Annotated in this window: 19 protein-coding genes; 14 read left to right on the top strand and 5 right to left on the bottom strand. The window is 69.5% G+C overall.

The genetic code is table 11. From position 1 onward, the window contains the following. The first annotated feature begins 26 nt into the window (after positions 1–26). Entirely contained in the window at positions 27–1,439 is a 1,413-nt protein-coding gene (locus AAN986_RS03795; protein WP_047218765.1) for a short-chain fatty acyl-CoA regulator family protein, read from the top strand. Between the two features lie 36 nt (positions 1,440–1,475). On the opposite strand, the gene AAN986_RS03790 is transcribed toward AAN986_RS03795, so the two are convergent. Beyond that, entirely contained in the window at positions 1,476–2,441 is a 966-nt protein-coding gene (locus tag AAN986_RS03790; RefSeq protein WP_012207662.1) for a PA2169 family four-helix-bundle protein, read from the bottom strand. Between the two features lie 332 nt (positions 2,442–2,773). On the opposite strand from AAN986_RS03790, the gene AAN986_RS03785 reads away from it, so the two are divergent. Further along, the gene (locus AAN986_RS03785; RefSeq protein ID WP_013800492.1) at positions 2,774–3,124 is read left to right on the top strand and encodes a hypothetical protein; all 351 of its coding nucleotides are present in this window, start codon (positions 2,774–2,776) and stop codon (positions 3,122–3,124) included. A 63-nt stretch (positions 3,125–3,187) separates the two neighbouring features. On the opposite strand, the gene AAN986_RS03780 is transcribed toward AAN986_RS03785, so the two are convergent. Beyond that, a complete protein-coding gene (locus AAN986_RS03780) occupies positions 3,188–3,394 on the bottom strand; it encodes a hypothetical protein (RefSeq protein WP_013800491.1) in 207 nt (68 codons plus the stop codon). 271 nt (positions 3,395–3,665) lie between these two features. On the opposite strand from AAN986_RS03780, the gene AAN986_RS03775 reads away from it, so the two are divergent. Genes AAN986_RS03775 through AAN986_RS03765 form a run of 3 tightly spaced genes read left to right on the top strand, consistent with a single transcriptional unit; the run spans position 3,666 to position 4,806 of the window. Then, the gene (locus AAN986_RS03775) at positions 3,666–3,989 is read left to right on the top strand and encodes a hypothetical protein (RefSeq protein ID WP_043821628.1); all 324 of its coding nucleotides are present in this window, start codon (positions 3,666–3,668) and stop codon (positions 3,987–3,989) included. Positions 3,990–4,016: 27 nt separating this feature from the next. Then, a complete protein-coding gene (locus tag AAN986_RS03770; protein WP_047218766.1) occupies positions 4,017–4,538 on the top strand; it encodes a low affinity iron permease family protein in 522 nt (173 codons plus the stop codon). 34 nt (positions 4,539–4,572) lie between these two features. After that, entirely contained in the window at positions 4,573–4,806 is a 234-nt protein-coding gene (locus AAN986_RS03765; protein ID WP_013800488.1) for a hypothetical protein, read from the top strand. Positions 4,807–4,813: 7 nt separating this feature from the next. Here AAN986_RS03765 and AAN986_RS03760 read toward each other — a convergent pair whose 3' ends face one another. Further along, a complete protein-coding gene (locus AAN986_RS03760; RefSeq protein WP_047218767.1) occupies positions 4,814–5,692 on the bottom strand; it encodes a c-type cytochrome in 879 nt (292 codons plus the stop codon). 72 nt (positions 5,693–5,764) lie between these two features. On the opposite strand from AAN986_RS03760, the gene AAN986_RS03755 reads away from it, so the two are divergent. The 9 genes from AAN986_RS03755 to AAN986_RS03715 all read left to right on the top strand — a co-directional run bounded on the left by AAN986_RS03755 (position 5,765) and on the right by AAN986_RS03715 (position 15,305). Continuing rightward, entirely contained in the window at positions 5,765–6,151 is a 387-nt protein-coding gene (locus tag AAN986_RS03755; protein WP_047218768.1) for a c-type cytochrome, read from the top strand. Then, positions 6,148–7,086, top strand: a complete 939-nt coding sequence (locus AAN986_RS03750) for a c-type cytochrome (RefSeq protein ID WP_047218769.1) — start codon at positions 6,148–6,150, stop codon at positions 7,084–7,086. Before AAN986_RS03755 ends, AAN986_RS03750 begins: the two co-directional genes overlap by 4 nt. After that, entirely contained in the window at positions 7,065–9,614 is a 2,550-nt protein-coding gene (locus AAN986_RS03745) for a cbb3-type cytochrome c oxidase subunit I (protein ID WP_047218809.1), read from the top strand. The genes AAN986_RS03750 and AAN986_RS03745 overlap by 22 nt, the downstream gene beginning before the upstream one ends. Before the next feature lie 100 nt (positions 9,615–9,714). Further along, positions 9,715–10,488 carry a trehalose-phosphatase gene (gene otsB, locus AAN986_RS03740; protein ID WP_047218770.1) on the top strand — a complete coding sequence of 258 codons (774 nt, stop codon included), beginning with the start codon at positions 9,715–9,717 and terminating at the stop codon, positions 10,486–10,488. Beyond that, positions 10,485–12,008 (top strand): trehalose-6-phosphate synthase, encoded by a 1,524-nt coding sequence (locus AAN986_RS03735; protein ID WP_047218771.1) that lies wholly within the window; start codon positions 10,485–10,487, stop codon positions 12,006–12,008. The genes otsB and AAN986_RS03735 overlap by 4 nt, the downstream gene beginning before the upstream one ends. Positions 12,009–12,119: 111 nt before the next feature. Beyond that, positions 12,120–13,208, top strand: coding sequence for an acyl-CoA dehydrogenase family protein (locus AAN986_RS03730; RefSeq protein ID WP_047218772.1), 1,089 nt, complete (start codon positions 12,120–12,122; stop codon positions 13,206–13,208). Next, on the top strand, positions 13,196–13,954 hold the full coding sequence (locus AAN986_RS03725) for a PIG-L family deacetylase (protein ID WP_047218773.1): 759 nt from the start codon (positions 13,196–13,198) through the stop codon (positions 13,952–13,954). Before AAN986_RS03730 ends, AAN986_RS03725 begins: the two co-directional genes overlap by 13 nt. Continuing rightward, positions 13,951–14,550, top strand: a complete 600-nt coding sequence (locus tag AAN986_RS03720) for a class I SAM-dependent methyltransferase (protein ID WP_047218774.1) — start codon at positions 13,951–13,953, stop codon at positions 14,548–14,550. Before AAN986_RS03725 ends, AAN986_RS03720 begins: the two co-directional genes overlap by 4 nt. Further along, positions 14,547–15,305: a glycosyltransferase family 2 protein gene (locus tag AAN986_RS03715; RefSeq protein ID WP_047218775.1), complete on the top strand. Its 759-nt coding sequence runs from the start codon at positions 14,547–14,549 to the stop codon at positions 15,303–15,305. Before AAN986_RS03720 ends, AAN986_RS03715 begins: the two co-directional genes overlap by 4 nt. Here the strand turns inward: AAN986_RS03715 and AAN986_RS03710 are convergent. Together AAN986_RS03710 and AAN986_RS03705 are read right to left on the bottom strand one after the other, a co-directional pair. Continuing rightward, positions 15,275–15,835, bottom strand: a complete 561-nt coding sequence (locus tag AAN986_RS03710; RefSeq protein ID WP_047218776.1) for a DinB family protein — start codon at positions 15,833–15,835, stop codon at positions 15,275–15,277. The two genes, AAN986_RS03715 and AAN986_RS03710, sit on opposite strands and share 31 nt — an antisense overlap. 22 nt (positions 15,836–15,857) lie before the next feature. After that, positions 15,858–16,724 carry a PhzF family phenazine biosynthesis protein gene (locus AAN986_RS03705; protein ID WP_047218777.1) on the bottom strand — a complete coding sequence of 289 codons (867 nt, stop codon included), beginning with the start codon at positions 16,722–16,724 and terminating at the stop codon, positions 15,858–15,860. Between the last annotated feature and the right edge of the window lie 16 nt (positions 16,725–16,740).

Here is a 16,740-nt window from a genome sequence, read left to right as displayed (position 1 = left end):
AATAACAGCCACCCGAGGAAACAGGCATGAAGAAGACATTCATGGGCGTCAAGCTGCGCAAACTGCGCGCGGAGCACGGCCTGTCCCAGATCGCCCTGGCCCACGCACTGGGCCTGTCGCCCAGCTACCTGAACCAGCTGGAGCAGAACCAGCGGCCGCTGACGGTGTCGGTGCTGCTCAAGCTCAACCGTGCGCTGGGCGTCGATATCCAGCAGTTCTCGGAGGACGAGGAAGCGCGCCTGGTCGCCGGCCTGCGCGAGGCCCTTGCCGAGGCGCCCGAATCCATTGCCCTGCCCGAGCTTCAGGAAGTCGCCGCGCAGATGCCGGCGCTGGGGCGTGCGGTGATGGCGCTGCACCGCCGCCATCTGGAAGCCCTGGAGCGCATCGAGAGCATGTCGCTCAGGCTGGGCGATGACCGCTCGGACATGCCGGTGGCGCGCACCATGCCGTTCGAGGCCGTGCGCGATTTCTTCTTTGCGCACCAGAACTACTTCGATGAAGTGGACCGCGCGGCCCAGGCCCTGGCCGGCGAGGCGCGCGCGGACCCGGGCCATCTGGCGGACTGGCTGGTCCGGCGGCTGCAGCAGCGCCACGGTGTCCAGGTGCATCGCTCGGAAGACTCCCGGCAAAGCCAGCGCCGCTTCGACCCGGCCACGCGCTCGCTGTGGCTGTCCTCGGCGCTGGAGCCTGCGCAGCAGGCCTTCCAGCTGGGCACGCAGCTGGCCTTGCTGGAGATGGGCGAGACGCTGGACCGGCTGATCGCCACCGCCGCCTTCCAGGGCGATCCGGCGTCATGCAAGCTGGCCCGCGTGGGCCTGGCCAACTACTTTGCGGGCGCGCTGCTGCTGCCCTACGACCTGTTCCTGGAGGCGGCCGAGCAACTGCGATACGACATCGACCTGCTGGGCCAGCGCTTTGGCGTGGGCTTTGAAACCGTCTGCCACCGCCTGAGCACGCTGCAGCGGCCGGGCGCACCGGGCGTGCCCTTCTTCTTTGTTCGCGTGGACCGCGCGGGCAATATCTCCAAGCGCCAGTCGGCCACGCATTTCCACTTCAGCCGCACGGGCGGCACCTGCCCGCTGTGGACGGTGTACGAGGCCTTCGGCCAGCCCGACCAGGTCCTGCGCCAGCTGGCCAGCATGCCCGATGGACGGCGCTACCTGTGGATTGCACGCTCGGTCTCGCATGGCCAGCGCGGCTATGGTTCGCCGCGCAAGACCTTCTCCATCGGCCTGGGCTGCGACATACGCCATGCCGCGCGCCTGGTGTATGCCAAGGGACTGGACCTGGGCGATCCGGAATCGGCCACGCCCATCGGCATGGGCTGCAAGGTCTGCGAGCGCGACCAGTGCACGCAGCGCGCCTTTCCCTATGTGGGAAAGGCGCTGCATGTGGATGAGAACGCCAGCCGCTTTGCACCCTATGGCGTGGGCGGCTGACGATTCTGTGGCCCGCGCGGTGCGCGGGATGCGCGGTCAGGCTGCGCTGCGGTAACGGTCGCGCAGGTCGCGCACTTCATCGTGGTTGCGCTGGGCACCCTGGGCCTGGCGTTCCACCACCACGCGCACGGCCGGTGGCAGCGGTTGCTTGAGCGCCTTGCGGTACTGGGCGAGGGCGGAGTCCTCGCCGCGCTCGCATTCCTCCAGCACCGCCTTGTCGTCCTGCGAGGTCAGGGCCGTCTTCACGGACACCCAGCCCCGGTGCAGCGCGCCGGCCACCGTGCCGCCCGATGCCGGCTCTCCGCCGAGCCTGCGGATTTCCGCTTCCAGCTCCCGCGCGGCAACACCGCACTCGGTGGAATGGCGCATGAACAGGGCCTTGAGGTCGGGCGAGTCGGCGTTCTCGGAGGAGGTACGGAAGCCGTACTCGCCATCGCGGCAGGATTCAAGCAGGTCGTTGAGCACGTCCACCACATCGTCGTTGTCGATATCGCCCGTATAGGCGGGGGCGACGATGGTGCCCGTCTCGTCACGGACATCACGGCTGCCTGCGCGCGCCCAGGCGGCGCGGGCTGCGGGCCGGGCCTGGTCCCAGTCCAGATGGCTGGCGCCACGGCGCGTGGTCCATTCGCGCTCCCACTCGGCGTCGAAGGCATCGAAGTCGGCATCGCGGCGTGCGGCGGCAGCGTTCCAGCCCAGCTCGTAGGCGGGACGGTATTCCTCGTAGCTGCGGCCAGCCACGTAATAGGGCTCGCTCTGGTAGGCATCGCGCCAGTAGGCATCTTCAACCGTGGGGTTCACGGCCTCGGCCGCACCCTTGCCGGCCAGCCCGCCGACCACGGCACCGGCCACGCCGCCCACGGCAGCGCCGATGGGGCCACCCATTGCGCCGAATGCAGCGCCGGTGACGGCGCCGCCTGCTGCGCCTATGCCGGTGCCCACCGGGTGCGCGCCGGGTGCGTCGGACAGCGGGTCACGGTTTGCGGGGTTCGATTGCGTCATGGAATGTGCTCCTTGGCAGTTGAAAGTGATTCCTATGCTGATGGCTGCAGCAGCCGTCCGGCGTGCGCGCTTGCGGCCATGTGCCGTAGGAACGCAGCGCCCTGCCCTTGCGGACATCGCGCCAGTCCCCTGTGGCCATTTTTCGCACTGCCGCACAGGGCAAGCACAGGGCAATCGGCGTGCCTGCCGGCCCTCCCGCATCGGACTGCATCCGAGCGCATCGGCACGCTCCTACCTCCAGGAAAGTGCTGTGCCCACCCCCGCTGCAAGCCCGCGCAGGCAGGCTTGGTCCATGACCCGGCCACGGTGGCCGGACCCCCTTGGAGATCACCATGCGCACCCCGAACAACACGGCTGCCACCGGCAGCGACACTCCCCAGATCGACCGCAGCGAAGACGCAAGCGCCGACCTGCCCGAAGGCAAGGACATCAACGAGCACCTGAGCGCGGAAAAGGATGTGGCCGATTCCATCGCCGAGGCCTCGGCGCACCGTTTCGACGACATGCCACAGGACGGCCCGCTGAACTTCGACGATGGAACCGACATGGGCCACCCGCGCGGCAACACGCAGCGCGAAGGCGGCACCTGGCAGGCCGAGGGCGCGGACAGCGGCAGCCTCAGGCCGCCCGCCGAAATTCTGTCCGACCGCAATGGCCCCAGTGACCGCAAGAACGGGCGGTGACGCACCCTTGCACGCCATGAAAAAGGGCACCCGAGGGTGCCCTTGTCGCTAGGAACCGGCAATTCATCCAGCGCCGCGGTCACCGCCTGGTCCGCCGCCCTTGTTCTGGCGCGTCTGGGCCTGGTTGCCGCTGCCGACATGGGCCTCGCGGTCATGGCGGCTTTCGGGCGTTCGCTGGCCTTCGTTCCTTTGCGTGGGCGGCTTCGCGCCCTGGCGGTTGTGATCGTTCTCCACCTTGCCCTTGCCGGGCTCCTGTCTGTCGCTGCTCATATCGCGCTCCTTGTCTAGGGTGCCGGGCCCCATCGCTGCAGGGCCGGACTTCCAGTCTAGGCAGCGCGCAAGGCCCAGGCAGCGGGCCATGGGCGCCCGCCGGCGTGGGGCGTCTCCCACAGGGCAAACGACGTGCCTGAGAACGGCGTTCATGCGCGAGGCATCTTTTCGTTCCTGCGCTTTCGGCGTGGTCCCACGGCGGCTGCGCACGAGCGAAGAGACCATGGCCCAAGCGCCGCCTGCGCAGGCCCGCGAACGAAAGGAAGACGCCATGAAAGACAAGACCCCATCCGCATCCAAGTCCTCTGCACCCACACAGGCGAAACCGTCGGGCGATGGCCAGACCAAGCTGCCCGGCCAGGTAGGCAAGGCGCCCCATGCGCCCGGTGAATCCGATGCAGCCGACGCATCCGAACAAGGCCTGCGCCTTCCGCACGAGCGCGACCAGAGCCTGGACGCCACCAGCGATGCGCCCGATCCGGTGATGCGCCAGGCCCATGACGACATTGTTTCCGGCCAGGTGGATACCGACATGCGGCAGACGCCGGGACTGGATGCCGAGCAGCGCAAGAAGATGGTGCGCAAGCAGCCTTGATCGATTTTTTCCGGACGGTTTTCCCCCATGCAAAGCACAAGTTCCACACCAAGCCGCCGCACACCGGGAGACGCCCTGGGCTCCATGCCCGAGACCAGCAGTGCCTCGTATGCCGACCACTCGCGCCTGCTGTCGGCCTTCGATCATTTCGCCAGCAGGGTGACGCGCTGGGCCGGCACGCCCATGGCCTTTTGCGTGGCCCTGATCTGCGTGGCCATATGGGCCGTGGCGGGGCCGATGTTCCATTTCTCGGAGAACTGGCAGCTGGTCATCAACACGGGCACGACCATCGTGACCTTTCTGATGGTGTTCCTCATCCAGCAAAGCCAGAACAAGGACAGCGTGGCCCTGCACCTGAAGCTCAACGAGCTGCTGGCAGCCAACAAGATTGCCAGCAACCGCATGATCGGCATCGAGGGGCTGGACGAGGAGCAGCTGCAGCAAGTGGCGGCCTTCTACGTCAACCTGGCCGCCCGCGCGCGCGAAAGCGGAGCCTGCAAGGAATGCCACTCCATCGACGAGGACGACCCGGCACGGCCCGGCAACTGAGGCGGCCTGCCTGCACTCCATCCAGGTAGAACCCATGCCAGACATTCCCGATTGGCTCCAGTGGCCTGCCTTTGCGGCCTCCCTCATCGGCGCATGGTGGGTGGGCTCGCGTTCCGCCGGGCGGCGCAATGTGGGCTTCTGGATCCTGATGCTCAGCAATGTGCTGTGGGCGCTGTGGGGATGGTCCTCCGGCGCCTGGGCACTGGTGACGCTGCAGGCCTGCCTGGCCATCACCAACATCCGCGGCTCCATCAAGGCCGAGCGTTGAGCCAGCGCTAGCGCAAGCTGGCCAGGTAGGCAGCAATGTCCCGTGCGTCCTGCTCGGCGACCCCCATGGCGGGCATGGCGGTTCCCGGCTTGACGGCGTCGGTCTGCACCAGCCAGCGCACCATGTTGTCGGGCGTGTTGTCCAGCACGCCGGCAATGCGGGTGCGGCGCGCCATGCCGTCCAGCGGCGGCCCCACCTGCGGGCTGGCCTGGGCCTGGCCCGCCACCGTGTGGCAACCCACACAGGCGTACTGGTACAGGGCCCGCTGCCCGCGCACGGCATCACCGGGCCGCAGCGCCTGCACGGGCGGCCTGCACGGCTGGAAGACATCGTCCCGGCCCGCGTGTCCTGCGGAGCCAACCACCCAGTCCTGCCCCGCCATCGCGGCGAACTGCGGCGGCGACAGCTGCGGCATCTTCTGCACGAAGGCGACCACCGCCCAGAGATCGTCCTCCGACAGGCGCAACTCCCAGGAAGGCATGCCCGTCATCTTCAGCCCGTTGCGCGTGAGCCAGTACAGCTGGCCGGCGTTCCATCGCTGCGTGGCGTCGATCAGGGGCCCGGGCAGCGGCTGCATGCCCTGGCCCGCCGCCCCCTGGGCCACGCCGGGGCCGCCGTGGCACTGCACGCAGTGCTGGCGATAGCACTGCGCACCGCGCACCAGCATGGCTTCGTCCGCCGCGCGCGGCGGCTCCAGGCCCCGCGCGTGGTAGCGCACGGACTGGCGCATGGCAATGTCCAGCAACTGGTAGACCGGCTTCAGGTGCTGGCGATTGGCGGCCACGTTGTAGACGCCGCTGGACACCAGGGCGGCAGCCAGCCCCGCTGCCGCGCAGGCAACGGCCAAAAGCGTGAGTGCCACGGTGCGCAGCTTGGTGGAGGCCATGAGAAATTGTCCTACCCGCCCTGCTGCGCGAATGTCAGCAGATCCTGATTGGGGACGCGGAATAATTTCCCCATGCCCGAGGCGCTCCCCTCCTTCCTGCACCGGCGCCAGCGAGTCGCCGCAAGCCTGTGCGCCGCTTTCTGGCTTGCGTGCGGCGGTGCGGCAGCTGGCGAGGAAAGCGCGTCGGTCGAGCGCGGCAGGCTCCTGCTGGCCCAGTACCGCTGCGGCAGCTGCCACAGCATTCCGGGGGTGGCCGATGCCCGGGGACGGGACGCCACGCCGCTGGACGGCTTCGGGCGGCGCAGCTATATCGCCGGGCGGCTGCCCAACCTTCCGGACCTCCTGAGCGCCTGGATCGTGCACCCGCAGGCACTGGTGCCCTCCACCACCATGCCGTCGCTGGGCGTATCGGCCGCGCAGGCGCGCGACATGGCGGCCTACCTGGGCAGCCTCCAATGAGCGGCACGGCGGCCGCCACCCCCCAGTCATCGCTGCATGCGGGCAGCGTGCAGGCGGCCTCGTTCGGAGAACTCAGTGCCGTGCTGTCCGTGGGCGCGGCAGCGCTGCTGCTGGGCGTGATGCTGCTGCTGGCCCTGTCACTGGGCCGCGCGCGCCCGGTGCGCGTGCGCCTGTGGCTGATGGGTGGCGGCATCGCCCTGCCCGTTGCCGTGCTGACAGCCCTGTTCTTCTATGGAGAAAGCCGCCGCCCCGACTGGCGCCCCATGCCCCCGGCCGACGCATTGGTGGTGACCGTGACGGCACACCTGTGGTGGTGGGACATACGCTACAGCGATCCGCGCACGGGCGCCGAGTTCGTGACGGCCAACGAGGTCCGGCTGCCCGTGGGCCGGCCCGTGTACTTCGCGCTGGCCAGCGGCGATGTGATCCACAGCTTCTGGGTGCCGGCACTGGGCGGAAAAATGGACATGGTGCCGGGCCGTCTGCAGCACCTGCTGGTACATCCCACAGCCGAGGGCCGCTGGCGCGGGCAATGCGCCGAGTATTGCGGCGAGCAGCATGCGCGCATGGCGCTCGACGTACTGGTGGTGGCGCCGCAGGCGTTCGAGCGCTGGTCCGCCGCGCAGGCGCGGCCCGCCTCCGTTGCCGTGAACCACCCGGGGCTGCAGGCTTTCGAGAAGCACCGCTGCAGCTTCTGCCACAGCGTGCGCGGCGTGGCCGACGAGGCCTCGCGCGGCCTGGGGCCGGACCTGACCCATGTGGGCGGCCGCCTGTCGCTGGCCGCCGCCAGCCTGCCCAACACACCACAGAACCTTCGCTCCTGGATCACCCATACGCAGCAGCTCAAGGCCGGGGCGCGCATGCCCTCGGGCGCCGGGCGTGTGCCCGACCACGAACTGGAAGACATCGCCGCATGGCTGAGCACCCTGAAATAGATGCTGCCCCGCCGCACGGCTTTCCCAGCGCCCTGCCCCGCCCCGCCGGCGAGCGCGAAGCACTGGAGCGTGCCTGGGCGCGCCCGCGCGGCTGGCGCATTTTCAGCGCCGTGAACAACACGCAGATCGGCGCCTTCTACATCGTGACGGCACTGCTGTTCTTCGTGCTGGGCGGCATCCTGGCGCTGGTGATGCGCGTGCAGCTGGCCGTGCCCGACAACAGCCTGCTGGACGCCGCCACCTACAACCAGATGTTCACCATGCACGGCACGGTGATGATGTTCCTGTTCGCCGTGCCCGTGGTGGAGGCGATTGCAGTCTTTCTGCTGCCGGGCATGCTGGGCGCCCGGGACCTGCCCTTTCCCCGGCTGTCCGCCTATGCCTTCTGGGCCTATGCGATCGGCGGCCTGGCGTTCTTCTGCACCATCTTCTGGGGCGTGTCGCCCGATGGCGGCTGGTTCATGTACCCGCCGCTCACGAACAAGCAGTACTCGCCCGGCATCGGCGCGGACTTCTGGCTGCTGGGCATCGGCTTCATCGAGATCTCGGCGATTGCGGGCGCCATCGAGCTGATCGTCGGCATTCTCTTCACACGCGCACCGGGCATGACGCTGGGCCGGATGCCGGTGTTCGCCTGGGCCACCCTGGTCAGCGCGCTGATGATCGTGTTCGCCTTCCCGGCCGTCATCGCGGCCACCACGCTGCTGGAGCTGGAGCGCGCCTTCGACTGGCCCTTCTTCAATCCGCAGTCCGGCGGCGACCCGGTGCTCTGGCAGCATCTCTTCTGGTTCTTCGGCCACCCGGAGGTCTACATCATCTTCCTGCCTGCGGCCGGCATGGTGTCCATGATGGTGCCCGCCATGGCAGGCACGCCCCTGGTGGGCCAGCGCGCCGTGGTCTGGGCGCTGGCCGGCGTGGGCGTGGTCAGCCTGCTGCTGTGGATACACCACATGTTCGCGGCCGGCCTGGGGCTGACGGCGCTGCTGCTGACTTCCATCGCCAGCTTCGTGGTGGCCATTCCGAGCGGGCTTCAGGTCTTCGCCTGGATTGCCACCTTCTGGCAGGGCCGCGTGCGCATGGACACGCCCACGCTGTTCCTGCTGGGCTTTCACTTCATCTTCGTGCTGGGCGGGCTGACGGGCGTGATGGTGGCCGTGATTCCGTTCGACTGGCAGGCGCATGACAGCTACTTCATCGTCGCCCACCTGCACTACGTGCTGATCGGCGGCATGGTGTTCCCCGTGTTCGCGGCCCTGTACTACTGGCTGCCCGTGTTCAACGGCGCGGCGCTGTCCGAGCGGCTGGGACGCTGGATATTCGCCCTGCTGTTCGGCGGCTTCAACATCGCCTTTTTCCCCATGCACCTGACAGGCCTGCTGGGCATGCCGCGCCGTGTCTACACCTACGCGGACGCGCTGGGCTGGAACGGGCTGAACCTGCTGTCCACCGTGGGCGCCTTCATCTTTGCGCTGGGCGTGCTGCTGCTGTTCATCGACGTGGCCCGGGCCGTGCGCCGGCCGGACCGCGACCATGGCAATCCCTGGCGCGCAGGCACGCTGGAATGGCTGCCGCCGCGCGAGTACGGCGTGCGCAGCATTCCCGAAGTGCGCGGCACCGAGCCGTTGTGGGACAGGCCATCGCTGGCGCAGGAAGTGGAGGAAGGGCGCTACTGGCTGCCCGGCACCGTCTTCGGCGGCCGGGAAACCCTGCTCACCGATGCGCGCAGCGCCCGGCCCGTGCAACTGCTGCGCCTGCCCACCGACGGCTGGCCACCGCTGCTGGCCGCAGCGGGCACGGCCGCCTTCTTTTTGCTGCTGACCGTGGAATGGGTGGCGCTGGCCTTTGCCTGCGGCCTGGGCGCCATCGCCGCCATGCTGGCCTGGATCTGGCAGCTGGACCGCACTGCCCCGGCCACGCGGGCCGAGGTGGCCACGGGCGTCTTCCTGCCCATGCAGCCGGCCGGCAGGCGATCGCATTCCTGGTGGGCCGTGCTCATCCTGTGCACCGTGGACTTCACGGTCTTCGCCTCCTTCGCCTATGCCTACATCCACCTGTCGATGGCGCTGGAGGTCTGCCCTCCGCCGGGCGCGGCCCTGCCCGCGCCCTCCCGGGCCATGGCCAACGTGGTGCTGCTGGCTGCCAGTGCCCTGCTGCTGCGGCACTGCATGCGCTCACCTTTGGGAGACGGACCGCACAGGCAGCGCCTGCTGCGTGCCTGCGCCTTGGGGGCCCAGGTGTGCGCGGTGGGGGCCTTTGGCCTGTCGCTGGCAGGTCATCTGGATGCGGGGCTTTCACCGCGTGCGGACGGCTGGAGCGCGGCCGTGGGCGTCATCGTGGCCTACCAGGGCTTTCACTGCGTGCTGATGATGGTGCTGGGCGGCTTTTTGCTGGCCCGATCATGGTCCGGCCATCTGCAGCCCCGGGCGCGCGCCACGCTGGACAACGTGGGCCTGCTCTGGCAGGCCGCAGCCCTGCAGGGCATTCTGGGCGAGGCCATTTTGCGCCTGGTGCCGGCGCTCATGGGCTGACCGGACTGCTTTCATCGAGAGACTGCGGCGCATGGCCGATCCCCGCACAAGCGCTCGGCTGACGGCCGATGGACCCTGCACTCGATACCTTGGTCTCTCCATGGAAACACCTCCGCTCCCCACCTGCAGATCCGCGCTGTTCCTCGACTTCGATGGCACGCTCGTGCCCCTGGCCGAGACACCGGACGCCATCAGGCCGGATCCCGCCCTGCTCCCGCTGCTGGCCGGCCTGCAGGGCCGGCTCGATGGCGCTCTGGCCATCGTCACAGGCCGTCAGATCGAGGTGCTGGACCGCTACCTGGCACCGCTGTGCCTGCCCGCCGCCGGCGAGCACGGCCTGCGCCGGCGGGACTGCAGCGGCCGGCTGCACGGCCGGGCATGCGCCATGCCCGCGCCTGTGCTGCAGCTGTGCCATGCGCTGGCGCAGGAACATCCGGCCTTGCTGGTGGAGCGCAAGCCTTCGTCCATCGCGCTGCACTACCGGCGCGCGCCACAGCTGGCGGCGCTGTGCCTGGAGACATTGACCCGCGCCGTGCAGCGCTGGCCGCAGCTGGAGCTGCTGCAGGGCAAGTACGTGCTGGAGGTCAGGCCTGCGGGAATGGGCTCCGGCATGGGCACCGGCAAGGGCAGCGCCATTGCGGCCTTCCTGCGCGAAAGCCCGTTCGCTGGCCGCGTCCCCGTCTTCGTGGGCGACGATGTCACCGATGAAAGCGGCTTTGCCGTGGTGCAGGCGCACGGTGGCATGGCGATCAAGGTGGGCGAAGGCGCAAGCAGGGCCTGCCACCGGCTGGACAGCCCGCAGGCCGTGCACGCCTGGCTGCAGTCCGCATGCATGCACCTGGCTGCACAGACCTGTGCGGAGGCCCTGCCATGAGCCGGCTGGTGGTGATCTCCAACCGCGTGGCCGACCCGGGCAAGGCAGCCGCAGGCGGCCTGGCCGTTGCCATGGGCGATGCGTTGCGGCAGACCGGCGGCCTGTGGTTCGGCTGGAGCGGCACGGTCACCGATGGCCACGCCGCCGCCCCTGCCGGACATGTGCACCGGACCCAGGCAGGCAAGGTCACGCTGGCCACCGTGGACCTGGACCGTGCGGACCACGACAGCTACTACGCGGGCTACAGCAATGGCGTGCTGTGGCCCGTCTTCCATGGCCGGCTGGACCTGGCGAATTTCGACACGGGCCTTGCGGCCGGCTACCGCCGCGTGAACCAATTGCTCGCGCGCAGGCTGCTGCCCCTGCTGGCGGAGGACGACATCCTCTGGGTGCATGACTACCACCTGATCCCGCTGGCGGCCGAGCTGCGCGCCCTGGGCTGCCGCCAGCGCATCGGCTTTTTCCTGCACATCCCATTGCCCCCGCCGACCCTGCTGGCGGCCGTTCCCGAGCATGCATGGCTGATGCGCTGCCTGTTCGCCTATGACCTCGTGGGCCTGCAGACCCGCCAGGACGTGCAGCACTTCGAGCGCTATGTCTGGGAGGAGGCGGGCGGCCAGGCCCTGGGCGACGGCGCATTCCGCGCCCATGGCCAGCGCCTGGTCTGCCGCGACTTCCCCATTGGCATCGATGTGGAAGGTTTCATGGCGCTTGCACAGGGCGGCGCCGCGCGGGACATGTACGAGCGCATGAAGCACGAATACGCCCAGCGTCGCCTGCTGCTGGGCATAGACCGGCTGGACTACTCCAAGGGCCTGCCGCAGCGCCTGCGCGCCTTCCGGGAGCTGCTGGCCCGTCATCCCGAGCAGCGCCGCCGCGCCACGCTGATCCAGATCGGCTCGCCCACGCGCGAGGGCCTGGACGCGTATGCCGACATACGGCGTGAACTCGAATCGCTGTGTGGCGCCATCAACGGCGACTACGGCGAACTGGACTGGATGCCCGTGCGCTACATCCACCAGACCCTGCCGCGCGATGGCATTCCGGGCCTGTGCCGTGCGGCGGCCGTGGGCCTGGTCACCCCGCTGCGCGATGGCATGAACCTGGTGGCCAAGGAATACGTGGCGGCCCAGGACCCGGCCGACCCCGGCGTGCTGGTGCTGTCGCGGTTTGCCGGCGCTGCCGAGCAGCTGCAGGAGGCGCTGCTGGTCAATCCCTACGACGTGCACGGCACGGCAGCCGTGGTGCAGCAGGCCCTGCAGATGCCGCTGCAAGAAAGGCGCCAGCGGCACCAGCGGCTGCTGCAGTGCATTGCCGATCAGGACGTGCACTGGTGGCGCAAGGCCTTTTTGTCTGCCTTGAAAGAGGCCAGGCCGCTGGAGCACAGGGAAAGGGAAGGCTTCGGCATCCCCGTTCCCTCGATCAGGCAGGAGCAGGCACCGCTGCGCCTGGAACTGGCCGCCTGCCCTGCCGACGGCGTGGAGCGGGACGCCTGCCGGTCGGTGGTCTCCGACAGGTAATGCCTTCCTGCTCCTGCGGCGCCGCGTTCATCCTCCCGGCACCATGGCATCGCCTGGCGCCTCCCCCCATTTCCAGGCTGCGCAAGGCACGAAAAAGGAAGGTGAGCGGTGATGGCCCAGAACAACGACGAGCACGCCAATGCGTGGACATGCAGCGACACGCTGGCCCAGGCCTTGCGCGGCCATGCGGACCTGTCGCCGGCGGACCAATTGGCCCTGCTGGTAGCGCAGGGCGCCGACCGCCTGCCGCTGCCGGGCCATGGCCACACGCTGCAGCGCTGGCGAGCACTGGCCGAAGTGGCCGCCCACAGCCTGGGCCTGGCCAAGCTCTACGAAGGTCATACCGACGCCCTGGCCATCCTGTCCGAACTGCAGGCCGACCTGGCCACCGAAGGACTGCGCTGGGCCGTCTGGTGCGCCGAGCCGCCGGGCGAGCGCGTGCAGGCCACGGCGGCATCTCCCGACGCCACGCAACGCACGACGCTGCAGGCAGGCTCGGCGGTTCGCCTGTCCGGCCACAAGCCCTGGTGCTCCGGCGCCCGCGCCGTGGACCGTGCCCTGGTCAGCGGCTGGCTGGCAGACGGCCAGCGCTGCCTGATCGCCGTCACCATGGACCAGCCCGGCATCCGCAGGGACGACAGCCACTGGCAGGCCGTGGGCATGGCCTCCAGCGCCAGCGCCGATGTGCACTTCGACGGCGCCACCGGCGTGCTGGTCGGGGCCCCGGGCCAGTACCTGAGCCGCCCCGGCTTTCACCATGGCGGCGCCGGCGTTGCGGCCTGCTGGCATGGCGCGGCAGCGCGCATCGCCAGCCATCTGCAGCAGGCCGTCAGTCAAGGCGAGGACCCGCACCGCCAGGCCCACCTGGGTGCGCTGGACGTGGCCCTGGCCAGCGCGGCCGGCCTGCTGCGCGACGCTGCGGCCTGCATCGATGCCACGCCATCGGACCCCTGCCTGCTGGCCGTGAGCCGCGCCCGCCTGGCCGTGGAAGCCGCCGCCGAAGAGGTGCTGCGGCGCGTGCCGCGCGCCATCGGTCCCGGCCCGCTGTGCAAGAACAGGGGCCTGGCGCAGCTGATGGCCGACCTGCCCGTCTTCATCCGCCAAAGCCATGCCGAGCGCGACCAGGCGGCACTGGGCCGCCTGCTGGCCGAGAAGGCACAGGCCTCGCAGGCACCGGGAGGCGCGGCATGGATGCTGTGAAGCCGCGCCTCATCGAGGGCCGGGGCACGCCCGAATCGCGCTGGCAGGCCTGGTTTGCGCAACGCCGGCCAGCGCAGGTATCCATGGACGACCTGCTGGAGGGCCGGCGCCGCGCCGTCATCGTCGCGCCGCACCCGGATGACGAAATCCTGGGCTGCGCCGGCCTGCTGCACCGCTGTGCCGAGCGGGGCATGCCCTGCCTCATCGTCTCCGTGACCGATGGCGGAGCCAGCCACCCCCACTCGACGCTGTGGCCGCCGCAGCGTCTGGTGCGCGAGCGCGTGCAGGAGAGCACCCAGGCCCTGGCCCTGCTTGCGCCGCAGGCGCAGGTGCTGCGGCTGGGCCTGCCCGACGGCCATATCGCCGAGCATGCCGCGCAGTTGCTGCAGCGGCTGGAGCAGTTGCTGCAGCCCTCGGATGCGCTGCTGTGCACCTGGCGCGAAGACGGTCACCCGGACCACGAGGTCACTGGCCAGGCCTGCGCCACGGCGGCCGCTCGCACGGGCTGCCGGCTCTTCGAGCTGCCGATCTGGGCCTGGCACTGGGCCGAGCCCGGCGACGCGCGCGTGCCCTGGCACCGCGCTGCCGCCATTGCGCTGGCACCGCAGGAGCTGGCGCTCAAGCGCAAGGCCCTGTCGTGCTTTCGCAGCCAGCTGCTGCCAGACCCGTCCACGGGCCGCGACGCCGTCCTGCCGTCCTGGGCCACGCAGCGCCTGCTGCGTCCGTTTGAAGTGGTGTTTCTATGAACGGCGCCAGGCAGCACTTCGAGCAGATGTACCAGGCCGACCCCGACCCCTGGCAGGTCGCATCGCGCTGGTACGAGCGGCGCAAGCGCGATCTGCTGCTGGCCGCCCTGCCGCGCGAGCGCTATGCCTACGGCTTCGAGCCCGGCTGCGGCAATGGCGAGGCCACGCAGCACCTGCTGCAGCGCTGCGACCGGCTGTGCGCCGTCGATTTCTCGGACAGGGCCGTGGATCTGTGCCGGCAGCGTATTGCACCGCAGGACCGCGCCCGCCTGGACCTGCAGGCCCTGCCCCTGCCCTGGCAATGGCCACAGGTGCCGCAGCAAGGCTTCGATCTCATCGTGGTCTCGGAGCTCGCCTACTACTTCGACGACGCGGCACTGGCGCATTTCAACCGCCAGTGCCTGGCCTCGCTGCAGGGCGGCGGGCACTGGCTCATGTGCCACTGGCGGCATGGGGCGCACGATCACCTGCAGACCACTCGCACCCTGCATGACAGCGTGTCGGCCCATGCGCAGCTGCACTTGCTGCTGAGCCACAGCGAGCCGGATTTCCAGCTGGACATCTGGCAGAAAACCCCTGAAAGGACGGACAGATGATCGGCGTGTGCATCCCAGCCCATGACGAGGAAGACCTCATAGGCCGCTGCCTGGACAGCGTGTTTTGCGCGGCCGCCCATGCCGACCTGCAAGGCGAGACCGTGGCCGTCGTCGTGGTGCTGGACAGCTGCCAGGACGCCACCGAATCGGCCGTGCGCCGCTGGCCCGCCATCCCGTTGTCCATTGCCGCGCGCAACGTGGGCAAGGCGCGCGCACTGGGGTCGGAGTACCTGCTGCTGCTGGGCGCCCGCTGGCTGGCCTTCACGGACGCCGACACCACGGTCTCCCAGAGTTGGCTGGCCGACCAGTTGGCGCTTCAGTCCGACGTGGTCTGCGGCACGGTGCAAGTGGCCGACTGGTCGGCCCACGGCGTCCAGGCGGACACGGCGCGGCGGCACTTCGAGACCACCTACACGGACCGCGACGGCCACCGCCACGTGCACGGCGCCAACCTGGGCATCTCAGCCTGGCACTACCGCCAGGCCGGCGGGTTCGACGCACGCACCTGCGGCGAGGACCAGGACCTGGTGGACCGCCTGGCGGCCGGCGGCGCCCGCATCGCCTGGTCGGCCCGGCCCCGGGTGATGACCAGCGGCCGCGCCTACTCGCGCGTGGCCGACGGCTTTGCCGGTGCGCTGCGCCAGGGATGGGCCCTGCCCGGCGACGCGCCGCCTGCGCTGCCCGTGCTCCAGGGCGCCCTGGCGCAGCAGGCCCTGGCCCTGCCTCAACCGCAGGCCGGCTCGTCCACGCGGTAGCAGTCCCTGAGGAACACCGGCAGGTCGTTGGCCGGCGGCACGAAGGGCACCTGGTACATCATGTCGCTGACAAAGCCACGGTGGTAGCTGCCATGGTTCACCACATGCAGCACGATCTGCTCGCGCGTCATGGCGCCCTGCCCGCCGCCCACGAACTCGAAGTGCACGACCTTCGCCAGTTCCTCGTCCGGGCATGCGTCGACGAACTCCACATACCAGTGGTCCATTGCCTGCACGGATTCCCACAGCGCCTGCAGCGTGGGCGTGTGGTCGGTGTTGCGCATGGTGTAGCCATGCTTGCGGCCCTGCAGGTGGTGCCTGAAGATGTCCTCCACCACAAGGACGTGGTTCAGCGTGCGCACCATGTTGCCGAAGCTCGTGGGCCGCTGCTTCAAGGCCTCGCCTTCGGGCAGCTCCATCACGCTCTTGAAGGTCAGGCCGTTGGCCCAGGCCTTGTAGCGCACCAGCATTTTCAGGTTGGCCCTGGCCGATGAGACGGGAGCGCGCAGGCTCTCCTGGATCGCTGTCATTCGTGGGTTCTTTCGGTGTGGATCAAAGGCCGCTCAGTGCGCCTTCGACATGGGTGCGCGCCGTGCCGCCCACCCAGACCTGGCCCGTGCCGTCACGGGTCAGGAAGATGCGGCCGTCACGGCCCAGGCAGCGGCCCTGGGCGGCAACGTAGTCGCTGTCCATCACCCCCGTCGCAAACAGCCACTGCGCCAGCGAGGCGTTGAGGCTGCCGGTGACGGGGTCTTCGACGATGGCGCCCTGGTGATCGGAGAAGAAGGCGCGCACCTCGCAGGCGGCAGGGCTGGCATCGCTGGCACTACCGATACCCCTGGCATAGGGCCCCACCACGCCCACGTCCATGCGCGTGGGCCACTGCCGGGCCGGGTTCAGCGCCAGCACCTGCTCGGCCGAGGCCAGGCGGATGCCCAGCCAGCCGGGGCCGTTGTCTATCCACGAGGCGGCCTGCACCTCTTCGGCGGTGATGCCCAGCATGCGCAGCGCGGCATCCAGCTCGTCGGCGGTGGGCGCGCCAAAGCGCAGCATGGGCGGCGCGGCGAATGCCAGCCGCCCATGCTCCTGCCGTATCTGCACCAGGCCCGCCCCGCACTCCTGGACGATGTGGCCTGCGTTCCTGGGCGCACCGCGCTGGGACAGCCAGGCATGGCAGCTGCCCAGCGTGGGATGGCCGGCAAAAGGCATCTCCCGGTCCAGCGTGAAAATCCTCACGCGGTAGTCGGCCTGCGCCTGCGTGGGCGGCAGCAGGAATGCGGTTTCGGAGAGGTTGAACCAGCGTGTCAGCTGCTGCATCTGTGCGGTGGTCAGCGCCTGCCCACCGGTGATCACGGCCAGCGGATTGCCGGACAGCGGGCCGCTGGCGAAAACGTCGACCATATGAACGGCAATGCTCATGAAGACAGTCCTTGTT

This window comes from Delftia sp. DS1230 (assembly GCF_040112715.1).
In the GTDB taxonomy this organism is placed as follows: Bacteria; Pseudomonadota; Gammaproteobacteria; order Burkholderiales; family Burkholderiaceae_C; genus Comamonas; species Comamonas tsuruhatensis.
Note: the sequence above shows the minus strand (reverse complement) of the source record. Positions and strands in the feature narration are given on the sequence as shown.